The sequence below is a fragment of the Pseudomonas sp. CCI4.2 genome (assembly GCF_034350045.1).
GTDB lineage: Bacteria > Pseudomonadota > Gammaproteobacteria > Pseudomonadales > Pseudomonadaceae > Aquipseudomonas.
Genome location: NZ_CP133781.1, coordinates 1,247,146 through 1,265,000 on the forward strand (window position 1 = coordinate 1,247,146; position 17,855 = coordinate 1,265,000).

General features: G+C 54.1%; 12 protein-coding genes and 3 rRNA genes (1 of these 15 running past the window's edge). 9 read left to right on the plus strand and 6 right to left on the minus strand.

Going from position 1 to position 17,855, the window contains the following annotated elements:
• Positions 1 to 115: 115 nt before the first annotated feature.
• Positions 116 to 1,609: a YdgA family protein gene (locus RHM65_RS05475; protein ID WP_322184447.1), complete on the minus strand. Its 1,494-nt coding sequence runs from the start codon at positions 1,607 to 1,609 to the stop codon at positions 116 to 118.
• A 115-nt stretch (positions 1,610 to 1,724) separates the two neighbouring features.
• Here RHM65_RS05475 and RHM65_RS05480 point away from each other — a divergent pair, with 115 nt between their 5' ends.
• The 4 genes from RHM65_RS05480 to RHM65_RS05495 all read left to right on the plus strand — a co-directional run bounded on the left by RHM65_RS05480 (position 1,725) and on the right by RHM65_RS05495 (position 4,843).
• Positions 1,725 to 2,411, plus strand: a complete 687-nt coding sequence (locus RHM65_RS05480) for an HAD-IA family hydrolase (RefSeq protein WP_322184448.1) — start codon at positions 1,725 to 1,727, stop codon at positions 2,409 to 2,411.
• Between the two features lie 364 nt (positions 2,412 to 2,775).
• Positions 2,776 to 3,051 (plus strand): hypothetical protein, encoded by a 276-nt coding sequence (locus tag RHM65_RS05485; RefSeq protein ID WP_322166944.1) that lies wholly within the window; start codon positions 2,776 to 2,778, stop codon positions 3,049 to 3,051.
• A 190-nt stretch (positions 3,052 to 3,241) separates the two neighbouring features.
• Positions 3,242 to 4,249, plus strand: coding sequence for an aldo/keto reductase (locus RHM65_RS05490; RefSeq protein WP_322166943.1), 1,008 nt, complete (start codon positions 3,242 to 3,244; stop codon positions 4,247 to 4,249).
• Between the two features lie 255 nt (positions 4,250 to 4,504).
• Complete coding sequence (locus RHM65_RS05495) at positions 4,505 to 4,843, plus strand: tryptophan synthase subunit beta (RefSeq protein WP_322166942.1); 339 nt, start codon at positions 4,505 to 4,507, stop codon at positions 4,841 to 4,843.
• Between the two features lie 22 nt (positions 4,844 to 4,865).
• Here the strand turns inward: RHM65_RS05495 and lapD are convergent, their stop codons facing one another.
• The gene (gene lapD / locus RHM65_RS05500; protein WP_322184449.1) at positions 4,866 to 6,812 is read right to left on the minus strand and encodes a cyclic di-GMP receptor LapD; all 1,947 of its coding nucleotides are present in this window, start codon (positions 6,810 to 6,812) and stop codon (positions 4,866 to 4,868) included.
• A gap of 13 nt (positions 6,813 to 6,825) precedes the next feature.
• Positions 6,826 to 7,536, minus strand: coding sequence for a cysteine protease LapG (gene lapG / locus RHM65_RS05505; protein WP_369124691.1), 711 nt, complete (start codon positions 7,534 to 7,536; stop codon positions 6,826 to 6,828).
• Positions 7,537 to 7,855: 319 nt separating this feature from the next.
• Here lapG and RHM65_RS05510 point away from each other — a divergent pair, with 319 nt between their 5' ends.
• The 5 genes from RHM65_RS05510 to RHM65_RS05530 all read left to right on the plus strand — a co-directional run bounded on the left by RHM65_RS05510 (position 7,856) and on the right by RHM65_RS05530 (position 15,124).
• Entirely contained in the window at positions 7,856 to 8,593 is a 738-nt protein-coding gene (locus tag RHM65_RS05510; protein ID WP_322166940.1) for a GntR family transcriptional regulator, read from the plus strand.
• An 826-nt stretch (positions 8,594 to 9,419) separates the two neighbouring features.
• A complete protein-coding gene (locus RHM65_RS05515) occupies positions 9,420 to 10,196 on the plus strand; it encodes a DUF3050 domain-containing protein (RefSeq protein ID WP_322184450.1) in 777 nt (258 codons plus the stop codon).
• Positions 10,193 to 11,152 carry a diiron oxygenase gene (locus RHM65_RS05520; RefSeq protein ID WP_322184451.1) on the plus strand — a complete coding sequence of 320 codons (960 nt, stop codon included), beginning with the start codon at positions 10,193 to 10,195 and terminating at the stop codon, positions 11,150 to 11,152. Before RHM65_RS05515 ends, RHM65_RS05520 begins: the two co-directional genes overlap by 4 nt.
• Positions 11,149 to 14,619, plus strand: coding sequence for a non-ribosomal peptide synthetase (locus RHM65_RS05525; RefSeq protein WP_322184452.1), 3,471 nt, complete (start codon positions 11,149 to 11,151; stop codon positions 14,617 to 14,619). The genes RHM65_RS05520 and RHM65_RS05525 overlap by 4 nt, the downstream gene beginning before the upstream one ends.
• A gap of 19 nt (positions 14,620 to 14,638) precedes the next feature.
• Positions 14,639 to 15,124 (plus strand): SRPBCC family protein, encoded by a 486-nt coding sequence (locus RHM65_RS05530; RefSeq protein WP_322166936.1) that lies wholly within the window; start codon positions 14,639 to 14,641, stop codon positions 15,122 to 15,124.
• Positions 15,125 to 15,192: 68 nt separating this feature from the next.
• Here the strand turns inward: RHM65_RS05530 and rrf (RHM65_RS05535) are convergent.
• The 3 genes from rrf (RHM65_RS05535) to RHM65_RS05545 form a co-directional block, all read right to left on the minus strand.
• Positions 15,193 to 15,308: ribosomal RNA gene (rrf, locus tag RHM65_RS05535) — 5S ribosomal RNA — on the minus strand.
• A gap of 107 nt (positions 15,309 to 15,415) precedes the next feature.
• Positions 15,416 to 15,531: ribosomal RNA gene (gene rrf / locus RHM65_RS05540) — 5S ribosomal RNA — on the minus strand.
• A 141-nt stretch (positions 15,532 to 15,672) separates the two neighbouring features.
• Positions 15,673 to 17,855: ribosomal RNA gene (locus RHM65_RS05545) — 23S ribosomal RNA — on the minus strand; it runs 708 nt beyond the window's last position.

Consider the following 17,855-nt stretch of genomic DNA (forward strand, 5'->3'; position numbering starts at 1 on the left):
CCCGCCCCAATCCGTGGGAGCGAATTTATTCGCGAAGGCGTCGGCACATTCAACTCCGTGGTGCCTGATAAGCCGTATTCGCGAGTAAATTCGCACACAGTACTTGCGTTGCCGGCTACTGCCCTGCACCACTCATCGCGGAAAACTTGCTGGCAATAAGGCTGACAAACTGGATGCCGGTCATTTTCTGGCCGTTGAAGTCTGCCATGCCGTCGGCGTAATGCAGGTGGGAGACCACGTTGTCACCGTCGACCTTGGCCAACTGTGACATGACCGCCACGCCGTCCACGATTTCACTCGCGTCCCGTGCCTGTTGCTCAATGACTTTAGGATCGGTCTGGCCATTGAGGGCCGCCGCCTGAGTCGCAAGGTCTTTAATCATCGGTTTGGACACCAGCAATTTGGCATCCAGTTCGGTGAGCATTTTATTGACCAAATCAGGCACCGGCTGGTCAAGCGGGCCTGGGTTCTTCAGATCCATAGCGAGACTGAAATGACTTTCGCCATTGGCCGTTTTAAGTGAGACCTTTTCCAGTTCGATGTGCGGTTTGGCCGCCAGAAGCTTCGCCAGTTCAGCATTCATTTGCGTCTGGTCGGCATCGCTCAGTTGCAACTTCACCGGTACGCCAGCCAACGCGGCGGCTTGTTGTTGGGGCTGAATTTTTTGCTGGTAAAGCGTGTAAAGCGCTTGGGTCGATGCGACGTCAAAGTTACCGAATTTCCATAACATTTGCGCAGCGCCGAAGTCCTTGCCGCCGTAGCTGATCATGTCGATGTCGTAGGTCACTTGTGCCGCGAGGTTGCCGCCCTCTTCTTGCATCAAGCTGGTGTTGACGAAATTCTTGAACTCCACCGGCGGTTTGTCGCCGATCTGGATTCCCGACTGGGCCATTTTGAAGTCGCTGTGCCCCAAGTAAAAACCTGAGGCGCCTTTAGTGCCGCCGGTATTGAAGGACAAGTTGTGAATATTGAAACTGACCGGGCCCTGTTCCGAAGGTACGTTGGCCTTGATGTCGTCGAGCGAGCCCGTGACTTTGACTTTTTCAGCGTTGGCGGTGGACTGCAACCACAGGTTAAGCCCGGAAAATTTAAGCGTGCCATTGGGCGAGTCGATATCCAGCGGCAGCAGTTCAAGGGTGCCTTCGGTGGAGTGGTCGTAACCAATATTGGTGTGGCCTTTAAGCGGCGCGACACCGTTGGTCAGGGCAAACCATTTTTCGGTGACTGAATTTTTTTCGATTTCGTAGTTACTGGCGGCCATGACCGGCATCAAGTTCAGCGACTTCACGCGCGACCATGGCAACGGACCGTGCTCGACGTTATCGACGAAAAGCAGCTCAACGTTTTCGTTACCCTTGCCCAATTTTGCGCTTTTGATATTCACCCGATAATGCGCCGTGCTGCTGAACACATGGCGATCAAGGGAAACCAGTTCCAGCGTCACGCTGCCATCGAAACCGTTAAGGGAGGATTTGATCTGGCGATTGGCCTCGTCGATTGCTGTGTGCAAAACGCCTTCCAGTTGAGTGCCGGTGTACCACGCCCCGGCAGAACTCAATGCGGCGACTGCTATGACAACGCCCACTGCAACCTTTACTGATTTTTTCATCTCTCTCCCGCCTGCTTGGCTATCCGTAAGCGGGTCAGATTATCATCTGCGGCTAGCCACGGTCTTCCCTCAGACGGTAGGCTGATGTTCGGATTTGAAAACGGGATCAGATGAAATGACTCAGCAACTCAAGAGCTTTGGCCCAATCAAGGCCGTTATTTTCGATATGGATGGCCTGTTGTTGGATACCGAGGGGATCTACACCGAAGTCACCGACATGATTGCAAGACGTTACGGCCGCTCGTTCGACTGGACGCTCAAACAGAACACCATTGGCCGTGGGGCGCGGGACTTCGCCGGCTACGTGATTGGCGCGCTGGACTTGCCGCTGTCCATCGATGAGTTCCTGACCATCCGTGAACCGCTGTTGGACGAACGCTTTCCGCGCGCTACCGCAATGCCAGGTGCCGAAGCGCTGGTCCGTCACTTGGCGACTCACAATATTCCTATCGCCGTTGGCACCAGCTCGTCGATTCATTACTTCAACGCCAAAACCACCTTGCACCGCCCATGGTTCGAGCTATTCGAAACGGTTGTGACGGCTGACGACCCGGAAGTCGGTGCCGCCAAGCCAGCGCCTGATATTTTCCTGGTCGCGGCCCGCCGTCTGGGCGTTGATCCAAAGGATTGCTTGGTGTTCGAGGACTCACCATTTGGCGTGACGGCGGCCAAGGCGGCGGGAATGTACGCAGTAGCGGTACCCGATTCGCACATGCCCATCGAGCAGTACGTTCATGCCGATCTGTGCCTGAAGTCGCTTGAGGAATTTCCGCTGGAAGCGTGGGGTTTGCCTAAGTTTTAACAACACTCCGTAGAAGCTGCCACGTCTTCCGACCAGCATGCTCTACGTTCTGAGTTGCCTGACAGCTGCGGGTGGAACCTTGTGCTTTTTAAGCGGGCTCAGGATCAAGACCGTCGCAGAGCATGGGACTTCTTTGTAAGTCTAGCCGCAGCAATTAGCCTTTTTCAATGCTTCCAAGCCGACCTGTCATCGCCCTTCACTTTTTGCCGAAAATCCTTTCAAACTATTGAGATATATCGACTTTATAGAACTATCATTTTCAATGATGGCCGGTACCACTCGTATTAACTTCTTAATAAAACAGCGCTGCGTAAAATCCAACCCATACCTAGTTAAACACTAGCAACACATTCGGAGCACCAACATGAAAACTTCAAAATTAATCTTCGGCTTGGCTTTCTCAGTATTGGCTAGCAGCGCTTTCGCGCTTCCTGCTTACGCCGCAGACGGTTCAGCTCATATCCACTCAGCCCAAGTTGCTGCTGACGGTGCTGATCACGTCGGTGCAAACCGTGTTGCTGCTGATGGCGCCGATCACGTTGGTGCAAACCGTGTTGCTGCTGATGGCGCTGACCACGTTGGTGCAAACCGTGTTGCGACTGATGGCGCTGACCACGTTGGTGCAAACCGCACTAGCTAATCGTTTCAACTATTCCTCTCAGCCCGGCTTTTGCCGGGCTTAATTTTGGGCGATAGAAAAGTGGGATGGCCGTAATCGTTGGTCAAGATCGCTTTCCGGTATTTGACAAAGGTGGAGGGATTGACGACGGTAGTAACGTTAATTCGCCGTATTTCGGTTTTCCTTTAACCCTTTGAAAAGGATCTTGAGCATGACTTATCGCATTCTCGGCCAGTCCGGCCTGCGCGTGTCCACGTTGACCCTTGGCTCGATGATGTTTGGTGAGCAAACCGGCACCGAAGAGTCGTTACGGATTATCGACAAAGCCTGGGATCAAGGTGTGAATTTCATTGATACAGCGGACGTTTATAACAACGGACGTTCAGAGGAAATTGTCGGTGAGGCCATTGCGTCACGCCGCAGTGACTGGGTGCTGGCGACCAAGGTGGGTTCGCCTCACCCCGGCACCACGCCGAACAACAGCGGGTTAAGTCGCAAGCACATATTCAACTGCATCGACGCTAGCTTGAGCCGACTGGGCACCGACTATGTGGACATCTATTACCTGCACCGCGAGGACCACAACACGCCGCTGGAGGTCACGGTTTCGGCGATTGGCGACTTGCTGCGTCAAGGCAAGATCCGCTATTGGGGCGTGTCCAACTTCCGGGGCTGGCGTATCGCGGAAATCGTCAATATCGCCCAGCGATTGGGTGTGGATAAACCGGTGATCAGCCAACCGTTGTACAACATCACCAATCGCCAAGCCGAGCTTGAACAAATCACCGCTGCTACCTTCCACGGCCTGGGTGTCGTGCCTTACAGCCCGTTAGCCCGTGGCGTCCTTAGTGGCAAATATGCGCCGGATGTCACTCCCGACAGCAACAGCCGTGCGGGGCGTCAGGACAAACGCATTATGGAAACCGAGTGGCGAGTCGAGTCGCTGCGTATCGCGCAGAAAATTCAGGCATACACCCAAGAGAAAGGCGTCGGCATCGTCGAGTTCGCCATTGCGTGGGTGTTGAACAATCAGGCGGTTACGTCGGCCATCGTCGGGCCGCGAACTGAAGAACAATGGGATGGGTACACCAAAGCCCAGAGCGTAAAAATCACCGCTGAAGACGAGGCGTTCATTGATTCGCTGGTGACACCCGGCCATGCGTCTACGCCAGGGTATAACGACGTTGCGCATTTTGTGTCGGGACGCGTGGTGCGTTAGCAGGGTAATGATTTGGCGAGGCTGAAGGACCGAATTTATTCGGGAAGCGGACGGCACAACGTGTCAGGCATAGCGCGCCGTTCCCTTCGCCCACAAGATTAGCTCCCACAGAGAGGTGAACTGCGATCTAGGTCGAACACCACGGCTAAAACGTCGGCCGTTCACGTGGCCGTTGGTGACGTGCATACTCACGCCAAACGCCTATGCTGGTGAGCATCGACGCGGTCACTCGCTCAATCTGATGAGGGATTTCCAATGTTTTACGTTCAACGCGATGCTCAGGGTGCGCTTGTTCGCGTAGAAGCCGCGCCGTATCCAGAATCCACCGGTATGTTGCCGCCCGACGATCAAGAACTTCAGACGTGGTACGCCAACGAGGCGGTTGAGACCAGCTTGAGCCAACTCAAGCAAAGCGACATGGAGATGATTCGGGTACTCGACGACTTGATCCAGGTGTTGACCCGTAAGGGCGTGATCCGTGTGACCGATCTACCGCCCGCCGCACAAGCCAAAGTGATGGACCGGACCCACGCTCGAGAAACCCTGGGCGGCCTGAGTCATCTGATCAACGATGATGAAACAGGTTTGATCTGACACCGCGTCAACCAGGAGCCATTTATTGCCATGGCGCGGGTTGGCCAAATAGCTGGCCCTGCACGCCTTGTATTCCCATCTCGCGAATGACCCGAAACTCGCCTTCGGTTTCTACGCGCTCGGCGATCAGCGGCAAATCAATGCTGTGCGCAGCGCGCTGAATGGCTTCGATAAACAAGCGCTTGTGACTTTCCTCGTCAATAGCTCGAATATAACTGCCATCGATCTTCAGGTAAGCGAGCCCCAACTGGGCCAGGTTGCCAATCATGCTGAAACGACCTCCGAAGTGCTGCACTGCCAGTGAGAATCCCAACTCCCGCAGGCGACGGGAAAGTTGCTCAAGAACGGCCTGCGAGGGCAGCTGCTCTTCACCTACTTCAAGGGTCAACCTGTCTCCCAATCGCGAATGCTGCTTCAGTATGTCGAACACTTTATTCAGCGCCAGAGGGTCCGCCAACGTTGCCGCAGACAGGTTTAAGGCCAGCGCTTGCTCATGCTGAGGCATCTGCTGCACAACCAATTCAAGCATGAGTTGGTCAAGGCGCGTTGACCAGCCGAAGCGTTCCAGCCACGGCAGGAATCGCCCAGCGGAAATCGTCTGTCCTTGATCATCCAGCAAGCGAGACAGAACTTTGTACTGCACCACCTGCTCTGGATTGCTGCTGCTTACGACGGGCTGGAAAAACAATTCGAAACGCCGCTGAGTCAGCGCCTGATCAAGCAATGTGTTCCAGGCATGCTGATCGTCGCCTAAATTGACGACTGCGCTGTGTTCGATGCAACTCCAACTGCGCTCACCTTCGATTTCAGCTTGAGATAACGCTTGATCACCCAGGCCCAACAGGGTTTGCGGCGAGTCGCCGGGGCTATAGGGCGCTAGACCAATATGAGCCACGGGGCTAACGTCCGATGCACCGGTTGCCTGCAGGCTGAGCAGCGAGCCTTCCAGGTCTTGCGCCAGTTGCAAGGCCTCGGCCCGCATCATGCCGGGAGCCAGGACAGCAAACTCGCCACCTCTGATACGGGTGATCAGGTTAGTGGTTTCCGGGTAGCGCGCGCATTGCCGAAGCAGCTGTTCGCTGACCGCCTGAAGCAATTGGTCCGTGCGCTTGCCGCCCAGTCGTTGGTTTAAGCCGGCCAAGTCCTTGACCCGTACCAACAACAGATAACCCGAGCGGGCCTCCTCCTGATTGCTCACTCTAGCGTTGAGCTGCATTTCAAAATAACGACGATTGGCCAAGCCCGTAAGGCTGTCCTGATAAGACTCAATGCGCAGTTTTTCGCTGCGCTCGGTGCTCTCCTGAAACAGCGCTTTGAGTTTCTCAACCATCTGGTTCATGGCCTGAACAACTCGACGCAGTTCTGGCGTACGCGGCAGCTCCGGCAGGCTGAGGAATTCACGCCGAGCGATGGCTTGCGATTGCGCGACCATGTAGTCCAGCGGCTTAAGTTGACGGCGCAGCAACAAGGCGCCCAGCACTGCGCTGACCAGACCGCAGGCCAGTAGCCACCCAAGACTGCCTAGCGCACTGTCCCACAATTTGGCCAACGCAAACATCGGGTGACTGACGACCTCGACGCGAGCCGCCTGCTGCCAGCCGCGGCTGACAATGGCATCGCCGCCCGCCGCGTCAAGGCCGATCAGCTTGACGAACCATGCCGGAACGGAGCTGCTGTCCGCTACGCCGGATCGCTCAATGATGACTTTCTCAGTCGCGAGGTCGATGACGCGAATACTCGAGTAATAGCCGCTGTCGAAGATTGAGCTGACCATTAACTGGACCATCGTTGGGTCGTCGATATTGGGTGTCAACGAAAGCGCCAGCGACGTCGCCGCGTCCTGCGCATGGGAACGCAGTTGGTTAACATATTGCGCCCGTGAGCTTTCAACGCTGACCATGAAACTGCCGCTGAACGCGACGACCAGGAACAGGCAGATTGCGAGCAATAACTGTTTAAACAGAGACATCAGAACTCCTCTCCTAGAGATCAGGCTCGGCCGGAAAACCTTCGGCATGCATCTTTCTCAACACATCCTGCCATCGAGACAATCGTTTCGTGTCGCCTACTCTTTTGTTGCCCTTAGCGCCTGGCAACCACAAACCTTCGGCGTTGAAGGCATAGACCGGTAATAAATCAGTTCGTTGGCTAGCGGGTTTAATTTCATTGATAAGGCTGTCGAGCACTAATGGTTCGGCGTTTGGGCTTGAGTAATACGTCAACACCATATGTGCGCGGTTCAGGCGCAGGGCTTTGACATAGGTGATCAACAATTTATCGTTCGATACCCCTAAGCGCCGAAGGCTGAAATACTTGGCGATCGCATAGTCCTCACAATCACCGGCGCCCTTCCAAAGCGACTCGATGGGGGTTGCCCAATAGTCAATCTCGTGCCAGTTATCTATGTCTTCTACATAACGGATCTGATGGTTAAAAAACTGATTAACCACTTCGAGTTTTTCTTTTTCACTGATTTGTTTTTCGGTCGACAGTAACCGTTGCCATGCGTCTATACGATTACGACCCTCGCCCAAAGGGCCATATAACAATTCGGCATTACGGCTGATAACGGAGAAATCCCAATCGGCATTGAGACCGCCTGCCAGCAGGCAGGTCAGAAGCAGCCCAAAGGAGAGCCACCGCCCTAGATATCCGGCGTATCTTGACCAATTAAAAGGAAGACGTCCCGCCACTTGGAGTTAGCCCGTACGGTAATCCGATAACCGGTTGATGGTGCGGGTTCGACCTGAAAAAAACAATGGCATCTCGCGATCAGCACTCATCAAATGTCTGCTGCTCCTGCACCTAAGGATGTCCTGCGACATGTCGCAACCACCCATCAATCGCGAGGGCGATGCGCCAGAAACGATTCCGCATTTTTTTGAATCGAAAACAATAAATTAAAACCGGGCGCTTTACTGTTTAGCGACTATTTTTACAAGGCTCGACGAGCATCCTGGCACTTCCTAGTGTGGATCGATCCACGACCCCCGTTGCTGTAGGAGTATGGGTATGCAAAAACCCGATAACGAAAGCTATTTGAGTTCTATTCTGGGGCACGAACACCCGCCCTCTCACTTGGCCAGAGCGGTGATCGAGGAGAAGCTGCGCAACGCCATTCTGGATGGGCGAATTCCCAGCGGCACGGCGTTACGCCAACAAGCATTGGCAACCTTGTTCGGCGTGAGCCGCATGCCGGTTCGAGAAGCGCTACGCCAACTGGAGGCGCAATCACTATTACGCGTCGAGCCACACAAAGGCGCCGTCGTTGCACCGTTGGTAGGCGAAGACGCGGTAGATGCTTATGGACTGCGCCGGTTGCTGGAGTCAGAAGCACTGCGATTGTCGATCCCGCTTCTGGACAAGCACGATATCGCTGTCGCCAAGGGGTACATAGAACAGCTTGAAGTTGAAATCGACTTCCGCCAAATGGGCCGATTAAATCGCCTTTTCCATTCGGCCCTCTATGCCAAAGCACCCAATAAAAAACTATTACGCCTGATCGACGAAAGTTTGAAAGAGGAGGAACGGTTTCTGCGGTTCAATCTTTCGGCCATGGGGCTTGGGAAGCTGTCGCAGGAGGACCATTGGGCGCTGTTGAATGCGGCTTCGGAAAAGGCGACCGATAAGGCCGTGGAATTGCTCGAACAACACCTTAATCGTGGCGTCGAAGCTATCAATCAATACCTGAGGAATAACTCTCCCGTCGCGCCACGAGTCGTCGGCGCCCTCAAAGGAAACTGTATCTGATTGTTTGTGCCCGCAACCGGTAATGATGCTCATACGGGCCTGCAAATTGCTGGAGCCCGTATGAGCTTTCTGTTGATCTCACCCTGCGAAAATGCGCGCGCCCCCCTATTTACGGCGCCCTGTCGATAAGCAAGCTTCACTCCTATCTTTACATTTGGCATTGCACGCAGTGCTCTATCGGCGACATTTCGATTCTGATTTATTGGTTACCGTCGCAGCCTTCATTTCCGTGCAAGCAAGCGTGTGCCCGGAATCAGGCAAAATTGGACCTTGGCAATGAAAGGCATGGATGGCCAGAGGGTGGTTGCCTAAGGGCAGATGTCGCTGGCACCCCGCAGGATGTTTAAACGCATGGATACATCCAAGGAGCTTGTCGAACGGGCAGAGACAATCGCCCGAAATATCAAACTATAACTTTTCCGTCAAAGAGCAATGATGGGTGAAGTATTTACTCATTAATAACTGTTCTGACTTTAATACGTTGGAAGGTTCGCTCACGCCCAAATAAAGCCCGGTTGACTGGTTTTATTCGGGCACTTATTACTTGAAAAACACCTAATAAAAAATAAATTAAAAAATACTTGCCCGATGCTTTTGAAGTGCATTAGTTTTATTCGGTAGTTATCGAAATCCGAAACCGAGTCGTGACGTTCTACGCTGATTAATACCAGCAATGCTCTGGGTAGGGGCTTATGCGCCAGACTACTATTCAAATCCGGATATCGCCCCGAGGTCTTGGCTCGTCCGTATTACAGACAGGTAACGTTACGCCAACATGAACTGCCGTGTTTGGCAGTGACCCGCCTCTCTAACTAAGGACTCTTTCATGACTGAACAAAAATATCTTCTCGAATGCAAAAAAGTTGAACTTGGTTCTCACCCTATCTTCTCTGAAATCGACTCGCTTGCTGTATTGAGACGCTTCATGGAAACACATGTATTTGCGGTGTGGGACTTCATGTCTTTGACCAAGCGACTGCAGCAAGAGCTGACGTGCATTCATCTGCCGTGGCTGCCACCGAAAGACGCCAAAGCGGCGCGACTGATCAATGAGATCGTGCTGGGTGAGGAGTCAGACAACGCGTTGGCCCACGGCCACTACAGCCATTTCGAGTTGTACCTGGATGCCATGCGAGAGGTCGGCGCCAGCACCCAACAGGTCGAGCGTTTCATTGAGCTGCAAAAGAGAGGCGTCAGCTATGAAACCGCGCTGCACAGCGTCAATGCCGGGCAAGCCGCATGCGGCTTCGTCAAACAAACCCTCGACACTGCGTTGCATGAACCTGTCCACCGTGTCGCCGCCGCTTTCTTGCATGGGCGGGAGAGCGTCATTCCGCTGATGTTCCAGCGCATCCTCGACGACTGGGATATCACCGCCGAACAAGCGCCGACCTTTCGTTACTACCTCAAACGCCATATCGAAGTCGACGCCGAAGACCACGGCCCGGCAGCCGAAGCGCTATTGGCAAGCCTGGTCAACGGCGACGAGCAACGTCAGCGCGAAGTGTACGAATCCGCCATTGCCGCTGTGGAAAGCAGGATCGTGTTTTGGGACAGGCTGCGCGTAAGCATGCGCGCCGAACAAATGGAGGCCAGCGCATGAACGCCCAAAGCTATGTGTCCTTTGCCGATGCCTGGGAGGGCCGCGCAACGATTCGCACGCGCCCTCGCCGGATGGTCGAAAACGACGAGAAACTGATTTATCCGTTGAGCCGCCAACCCTTGGTTCTCAGTGAAACGTTTACCCGCGAATGTGCCCACCTGCGTGAGTTCGCGTTGGTGCAAAGCCTTTATAAATTCATCAACGATATAGTGATTTTCGAGACGGAGATCGTCGACAAAACAGCCCGTAGTATCGCCAAAAACACCTTTGCAATTGGCTTCCCTTTCGCGTGTCGGTACGACGCCATGACCGTTGTCGTCGATGAAGATTATCACGCGCTGGTCGCCATGGACTTCATGCAACAAACCATCGCTCTGACCGGTATTGAGCCGATCGAACTGCCTGGCGAAATTGAATTGAGCCGAGCCATTCCCACTGCCCTTTCCTTGGCCCCCGGGCACCTGCGAAGCGCCGTGGAGCTGATTTGCGTAGCCATCGCCGAGAACACGGTGACCAACGATGTTGCCGCCTTTGCCAAAGACGATTCAGTGAAGCAATCGATCAAGGGGTTGATGGCTGACCATTTACTCGACGAAGGCCGGCACTCCGGTTTTTGGGCGCGGCTGGTGAGCATTTACTGGAGCGCCGCACCGCAATCAGACCGCGATTGTATTGCGCAGATCATGCCGGTGTTTATCCGGCATTACCTGACAAACGATATTCAGAAGGGCTTTGATTACGACCTGATCGATCACCTGCCGATTGCCGACATGATCAAGCAGCAACTCAAGAACGAAACCCAGGCGGTGAGCTTCCCGGTCAATCGTCATCACCCTTTAGTTGGCAATATTGTGCGCTTCTTCAAAAGTAGCTCGATGCTGGATTCGCAGTGCGTCCAGCAAGCGTTGGCCGACTATCTGCCGGGAGATTTGACGCGCCAGGGGAGCCCACTATGAAACGTCTGGAGATTGCACTCTTGGGTCGCAGCCTGGCCTTGAACGAACTGGCCACGGAATTGGAGCAGCACGGGCATTGTGTATTGCACCTCACGAAAGAGCAGGACCTGGATCAATGCTTGTTGAACGAAGCGTGCCTGCTCATTGAGGACCATAGCCTTAGCCCGAACCCGGAGCAGGAAGCCCTTATATCTACGCTGGCTCGTTTGAGCTTGCGCGTTGGGTCGGTTCCGCTCTGCGAGGAAGGTCTACCGACACTGGAATTACGTTGCTGGTTTGGGACGGCCAAGGCGCAGCGCCTGGTGTCGCGGCTACCATTAGCTGCAGAGCGCTCGGGGAACGGCCGAATGTTGCGCGATTCAGCCATTGCAACGCTGGTCGACGCCGTTGCGGTAGACATCGGTCGTTTATCTCGGGACGCTGGGTACTTTCTGCGAGCGCCTACTGTTGACGCTTCCCACTGCGCCGAGCAACACGGTTTGCAGTGGCTTGAACCGCTCGCCTTCGATCATCGCTTCAACCATACCGCTCGACCGCACCTGTTAGCTCTAGCCGAAATCCCCTTGGTGGAGCGTCTGGATCTGAGCTTTTTACGGTTCGTCGAGCGGACTGCGCTGAACATCGCAGGTCGTAAAATCACTTACGGCACCCTGCATGCGCAAAGCTTGGCGATACAACAAAGGTTGTTGGCTTTGCTGGCAAACCGCGCAGCAGTGCCCGATGAAAACCCGCCCGTGATTGGTATCTGCTTGCCGAAGTCCCCTGCTTTATTTGCGGGCATTCTCGCCATTCTTGGCAGCGGCGCCGTGTACTTACCATTGGACCCGAGTCAGCCAACCCAACGTCAGCGCTATATTTTGGAGAATGCAGGCGCCGTGCTGCTACTTCATGACGGACAACATGCCCTCGGCGATCAGTGGCCGGGATTGGATATAAGCGAGCTGGGGGCCGACGACACCGATCCTACCCGCTCGTTAATGCGGCTGCGGCCTATCTCTGAAGCGCCGTGTATGGCGCTCTATACGTCCGGCACCACCGGGCACCCCAAGGGCGTGATGCTGAGCCAACGCAATCTCAGCCATTTCACGGCCTGGTACGCCGAGCACGTAAACCTGTCCGAGCACAGCCGGGTACTTCAATTTTCGACACTGAGTTTCGATTCGTCGGTGATCGACATTTTCCCGACGCTACTTAGCGGCGCAGAACTGGTGGTGCCCACCGAGGACCAGCGGCGGGATCCGTTGTTGCTGATCAGCCTGATTAAACAACGCATCAGCCATGCCTTTTTGCCGCCTGCATTGTTGAGCATTCTTCCGCTGGATCAACCGCTGGGCCTTGAGCACCTGATGACCGGAGGCGACGTCTGCGAGCCTTACGTTATTGAGCGTCTTGCCGGGCAATGTCATTTCTACAACCTGTATGGGCCGACCGAAGCGACGGTGCTCATTACGTCGAGGCTTTTCGAAGCGGGGAGCAACAATCGCACCTTGGGAAAGCCGATCGCCAACAGCCAGATTTTCATCCTCGACGAGCAATTTCAACCAGTACCGGAAAACACACCCGGTGAGCTGTTTATCGCCGGACCGGGGGTATGCCTGGGCTATCTGAACAATCCGGCATTGACCGAGGAGCGCTATCCCACGCTTGAGCTGCCCGACGGCCGACGGGTGCGGGTATATCGCACTGGTGACATCGGAAAGTGGACCGCCGAGGGCATCGAGCTGTGTGGCAGGCGCGACAATCAGGTGAAGATTCGTGGTTTTCGGGTCGAGCCCGAAGAGATTGAACACTGCTTGCGTGCTAGTCAGTTGTATCGACAGGTTGCGGTGGTGATCGATACCCAGCGACGCATTCTGGCGTTTGTTGCCCAGCCTCAAGGCGCTACAGAACGCTCTAGCCAAGCGCTCAGGGCGCACGTCGAGCAGCTATTGCCGGATTACATGCGACCGACTGCCTACACCGAACTGATGACTATGCCATTCGCCAGTAACGGTAAGGTTGATCGCAAAGCGTTGTTGGACCTTCCCGTGACTGTTGTTGATGCGCTGCCAAGGCGTTTGCCGGAGACGTTGATTGAAGGACAGCTGCTGAAGCTTTGGGCTGAACTGCTGGAGATGCCGGCGGGCGATATTTCCACGGATGAGAGCTTTTTCAACCTAGGCGGCCACTCGATTTTGCTGTCACAGATGCTGCTGAGCATTCGCGAACAGTTTGGACGCAGTATCTCGATCAATCGCTTTATCGAGGCACCTACGCTGCTCACGTTGGCGGCGCTTATCGATAACGATGGCACTCAATCGTCTGCTTATACCGTCAGCCCGCAAGCGTTGCATGACGCCAACCCGAACCTATGCTTGACGAGCGTTCCCGTCAGTCAGTTAGGCGATGTGCACAAGGTTGTGGTTACGGGCGCTAACGGTTTTCTCGGTGTGCACATTGTCGAGGCCCTATTGGCATGGGGCGCAACGGAAGTCGTGTGCCTGGTGCGTGAGGGCGTTGGCCTAAGCGCGAATGCTCGCTTCATGCAGGCGTTACGCGAAAATCGCCTGGACCATCTGGATTTAAGCAGGGTGATTGTCTACCCCGCAGACATTGGGCAGCCGCTGCTGGGCCTAAGCCCTGAAGTATATGAACGCATTGATCGTGACTTCGGCGCCTTGGTGCACAGCGCGGCCAACGTTAACCATGTCCAGAACTATGAAACGCTCATCAAAGACAACGTCGAGCCCATTTTTGAATGCTTGCGTTTGTGTGAAGGCCGCAGCAAGAAGATTTTTAATTTCGTGTCGACGCTTTCCGCCTCCAGTGCGGTCGATGGGGCAGGCAATGTCCTGGAACAACCGGCCGCTGGCACCCCACCTATCTATATCAAGAACGGTTACAACCTTTCTAAATGGGTTGCTGAGCGCATTCTTCGAAGTGCTGGGGAGCAAGGCGCTTGGGTGAATATTTACCGACCGGGAAATATTGCCTTCAACAGTGTGACCGGCGTTTGTCAGCCTCATAAAAATCGGCTGATGCTGATGCTTAAAGGCTCAATACAGCTCGGCCAGGTTCCAGAGTTCTCCATGAATTTTGACCTGATGCCGGTGGATTTTCTTGCTCGCTTTATTGGCTTCCATGCCAGCCGTTATCACCCCGATCACGCGGTTTTCAATCTGCACAATCCTGAGCCGCTGAGCTGGAGCCGCTACGTGGCTGCGTTCCGTGAAGCCGGCCGAGAGTTCCAAATGGTGAGTGTCGCCCAATGGCAACAACAGCTCAGTCGAGTGGACAGCCAAAACGCGCTGTTCGGCGTGTTGGGGTTCTATCTCGATGGCTTTGAAGAAGACATCGGCGACATCTCCATGATCGAGTACGAGAACGCTCAAGCCGGTATTTGGCAGATGGGCGAGCGTTATCCGTTGAAGACCGACGTGCTGTTGCGCAAAGGCTGCGATTACCTGAAAGAAATCGACTTTATCTAATCATCTGATGGAGAACACCATGAATAAGATCAATACCTTTAGCTTTTTGCGGCCCGATACGCTGATCAAGAACCTGGACAGTGAGCCAGTCGTGTCTACCGTAGACATTGCAAGCGACGCGCAAAGTGTGTGGAAGGTCGTCGGAAACTTTGGGGGATTTCCTGCGTTCATCCCCGCTCTCGACTCTTGCAAGATGGACGGTACGGGTGTTCGCTCAGTGCGCAGAAAGCTGTTCAAAGACAAGAACGTAGTGATTGAGCAGCTCAATTCCCGAGACGACACGGCGCTTTATATGACGTGGTCGTTGATCTATACCACGCTGCCCGTCGGGAATCTTTGGGCATCCATGACAGTCGCACCAGATGGAGAAAAGCAGTGCTCCGCGACCTGGAGCATCGTGGCCGAACCCTCTGCAGAGTGGTCAGGTTCGCTTGTAGAGTTTCGGGCGTTCTTGCAAGGGTTTGCCGATGACGCGATGAACAACGTGCTCAAGCTATTCACGTGAGCTGGGTTTAATAAGCGCAAAAAACAAAACCCCTGAACGCATAAGCGATCAGGGGTCCTGGAATTCAATCTTGACGATGACCTACTCTCACATGGGGAAACCCCACACTACCATCGGCGATGCACCGTTTCACTGCTGAGTTCGGGATGGGATCAGGTGGTTCCAGTGCTCTATGGTCGTCAAGAAATTCTGATGCCGATCCGTTACGAGGTAACGTGTCAGCTAATTTCGGTAACTCTCACAAAAACAAAACCCCTGAACGCGTAAGCGATCAGGGGTTCTGGAATTTAATCTTGACGATGACCTACTCTCACATGGGGAAACCCCACACTACCATCGGCGATGCATCGTTTCACTGCTGAGTTCGGGATGGGATCAGGTGGTTCCAATGCTCTATGGTCGTCAAGAAATTCAGTAGCCAGTGCGTGCCCTCCTGCGAGTTCACGTGCCAGCGAATGGGGATGTGATAGATCTGTGGGTTTCGAATTTTCGGTTGTGTCGTCTTCACACACCTCAATTTGCTTCATCGCAAATTGCTTGGGTGTTATATGGTCAAGCCTCACGGGCAATTAGTATGGGTTAGCTCAATGCCTCACAGCACTTACACACCCCACCTATCAACGTCGTAGTCTTCGACGGCCCTTCAGGGGACTCAAGGTCCCAGTGAGATCTCATCTTGAGGCTAGTTTCCCGCTTAGATGCTTTCAGCGGTTATCTATTCCGAACATAGCTACCCGGCAATGCCACTGGCGTGACAACCGGAACACCAGAGGTTCGTCCACTCCGGTCCTCTCGTACTAGGAGCAGCCCCTCTCAAATCTCAAACGTCCACGGCAGATAGGGACCGAACTGTCTCACGACGTTCTAAACCCAGCTCGCGTACCACTTTAAATGGCGAACAGCCATACCCTTGGGACCGGCTTCAGCCCCAGGATGTGATGAGCCGACATCGAGGTGCCAAACACCGCCGTCGATATGAACTCTTGGGCGGTATCAGCCTGTTATCCCCGGAGTACCTTTTATCCGTTGAGCGATGGCCCTTCCATACAGAACCACCGGATCACTAAGACCTACTTTCGTACCTGCTCGACGTGTCTGTCTCGCAGTCAAGCGCGCTTTTGCCTTTATACTCTACGACCGATTTCCGACCGGTCTGAGCGCACCTTCGTACTCCTCCGTTACTCTTTAGGAGGAGACCGCCCCAGTCAAACTACCCACCATACACTGTCCTCGATCCGGATAACGGACCTGAGTTAGAACCTCAAAGTTGCCAGGGTGGTATTTCAAGGTTGGCTCCACGCAGACTGGCGTCCACGCTTCAAAGCCTCCCACCTATCCTACACAAGCAAATTCAAAGTCCAGTGCAAAGCTATAGTAAAGGTTCACGGGGTCTTTCCGTCTAGCCGCGGATACACTGCATCTTCACAGCGATTTCAATTTCACTGAGTCTCGGGTGGAGACAGCGCCGCCATCGTTACGCCATTCGTGCAGGTCGGAACTTACCCGACAAGGAATTTCGCTACCTTAGGACCGTTATAGTTACGGCCGCCGTTTACCGGGGCTTCGATCAAGAGCTTCGCGTTAGCTAACCCCATCAATTAACCTTCCGGCACCGGGCAGGCGTCACACCCTATACGTCCACTTTCGTGTTTGCAGAGTGCTGTGTTTTTAATAAACAGTCGCAGCGGCCTGGTATCTTCGACCGGCGTGGGCTTACGCAGTAAATGCTTCACCCTCACCGGCGCACCTTCTCCCGAAGTTACGGTGCCATTTTGCCTAGTTCCTTCACCCGAGTTCTCTCAAGCGCCTTGGTATTCTCTACCCAACCACCTGTGTCGGTTTGGGGTACGGTTCCTGGTTACCTGAAGCTTAGAAGCTTTTCTTGGAAGCATGGCATCAACCACTTCATGTGCCGAAGCACACTCGTCATCAGCTCTCGGCCTTAGAATCCCGGATTTACCTAAGATTCCAGCCTACCACCTTAAACTTGGACTACCAACGCCAAGCTGGCCTAGCCTTCTCCGTCCCTCCATCGCAATAACCAGAAGTACAGGAATATTAACCTGTTTTCCATCGACTACGCTTTTCAGCCTCGCCTTAGGGACCGACTAACCCTGCGTCGATTAACGTTGCGCAGGAAACCTTGGTCTTTCGGCGTGGGTGTTTTTCACACCCATTATCGTTACTCATGTCAGCATTCGCACTTCTGATACCTCCAGCAAGCTTCTCAACTCACCTTCACAGGCTTACAGAACGCTCCTCTACCGCATCACCTAAGTGATACCCGTAGCTTCGGTGCATGGTTTGAGCCCCGTTACATCTTCCGCGCAGGCCGACTCGACTAGTGAGCTATTACGCTTTCTTTAAAGGGTGGCTGCTTCTAAGCCAACCTCCTAGCTGTCTAAGCCTTCCCACATCGTTTCCCACTTAACCATGACTTTGGGACCTTAGCTGACGGTCTGGGTTGTTTCCCTTTTCACGACGGACGTTAGCACCCGCCGTGTGTCTCCCATGCTCGGCACTTGTAGGTATTCGGAGTTTGCATCGGGTTGGTAAATCGGGATGATCCCCTAGCCGAAACAGTGCTCTACCCCCTACAGTGATACATGAGGCGCTACCTAAATAGCTTTCGAGGAGAACCAGCTATCTCCGAGCTTGATTAGCCTTTCACTCCGATCCACAGGTCATCCGCTAACTTTTCAACGGTAGTCGGTTCGGTCCTCCAGTTAGT

Coding starts and splice junctions, on each gene's coding strand:
- lapD (WP_322184449.1), bottom strand. CDS start 6,812: ATGTCTCTGTTTAAACAGTTATTGCTCGCAATCTGCCTGTTCCTGGTC.
- RHM65_RS05475 (WP_322184447.1), bottom strand. CDS start 1,609: ATGAAAAAATCAGTAAAGGTTGCAGTGGGCGTTGTCATAGCAGTCGCC.
- RHM65_RS05490 (WP_322166943.1), top strand. CDS start 3,242: ATGACTTATCGCATTCTCGGCCAGTCCGGCCTGCGCGTGTCCACGTTG.
- RHM65_RS05525 (WP_322184452.1), top strand. CDS start 11,149: ATGAAACGTCTGGAGATTGCACTCTTGGGTCGCAGCCTGGCCTTGAAC.
- RHM65_RS05480 (WP_322184448.1), top strand. CDS start 1,725: ATGACTCAGCAACTCAAGAGCTTTGGCCCAATCAAGGCCGTTATTTTC.
- RHM65_RS05520 (WP_322184451.1), top strand. CDS start 10,193: ATGAACGCCCAAAGCTATGTGTCCTTTGCCGATGCCTGGGAGGGCCGC.
- RHM65_RS05495 (WP_322166942.1), top strand. CDS start 4,505: ATGTTTTACGTTCAACGCGATGCTCAGGGTGCGCTTGTTCGCGTAGAA.
- RHM65_RS05530 (WP_322166936.1), top strand. CDS start 14,639: ATGAATAAGATCAATACCTTTAGCTTTTTGCGGCCCGATACGCTGATC.
- RHM65_RS05515 (WP_322184450.1), top strand. CDS start 9,420: ATGACTGAACAAAAATATCTTCTCGAATGCAAAAAAGTTGAACTTGGT.
- RHM65_RS05510 (WP_322166940.1), top strand. CDS start 7,856: ATGCAAAAACCCGATAACGAAAGCTATTTGAGTTCTATTCTGGGGCAC.
- RHM65_RS05485 (WP_322166944.1), top strand. CDS start 2,776: ATGAAAACTTCAAAATTAATCTTCGGCTTGGCTTTCTCAGTATTGGCT.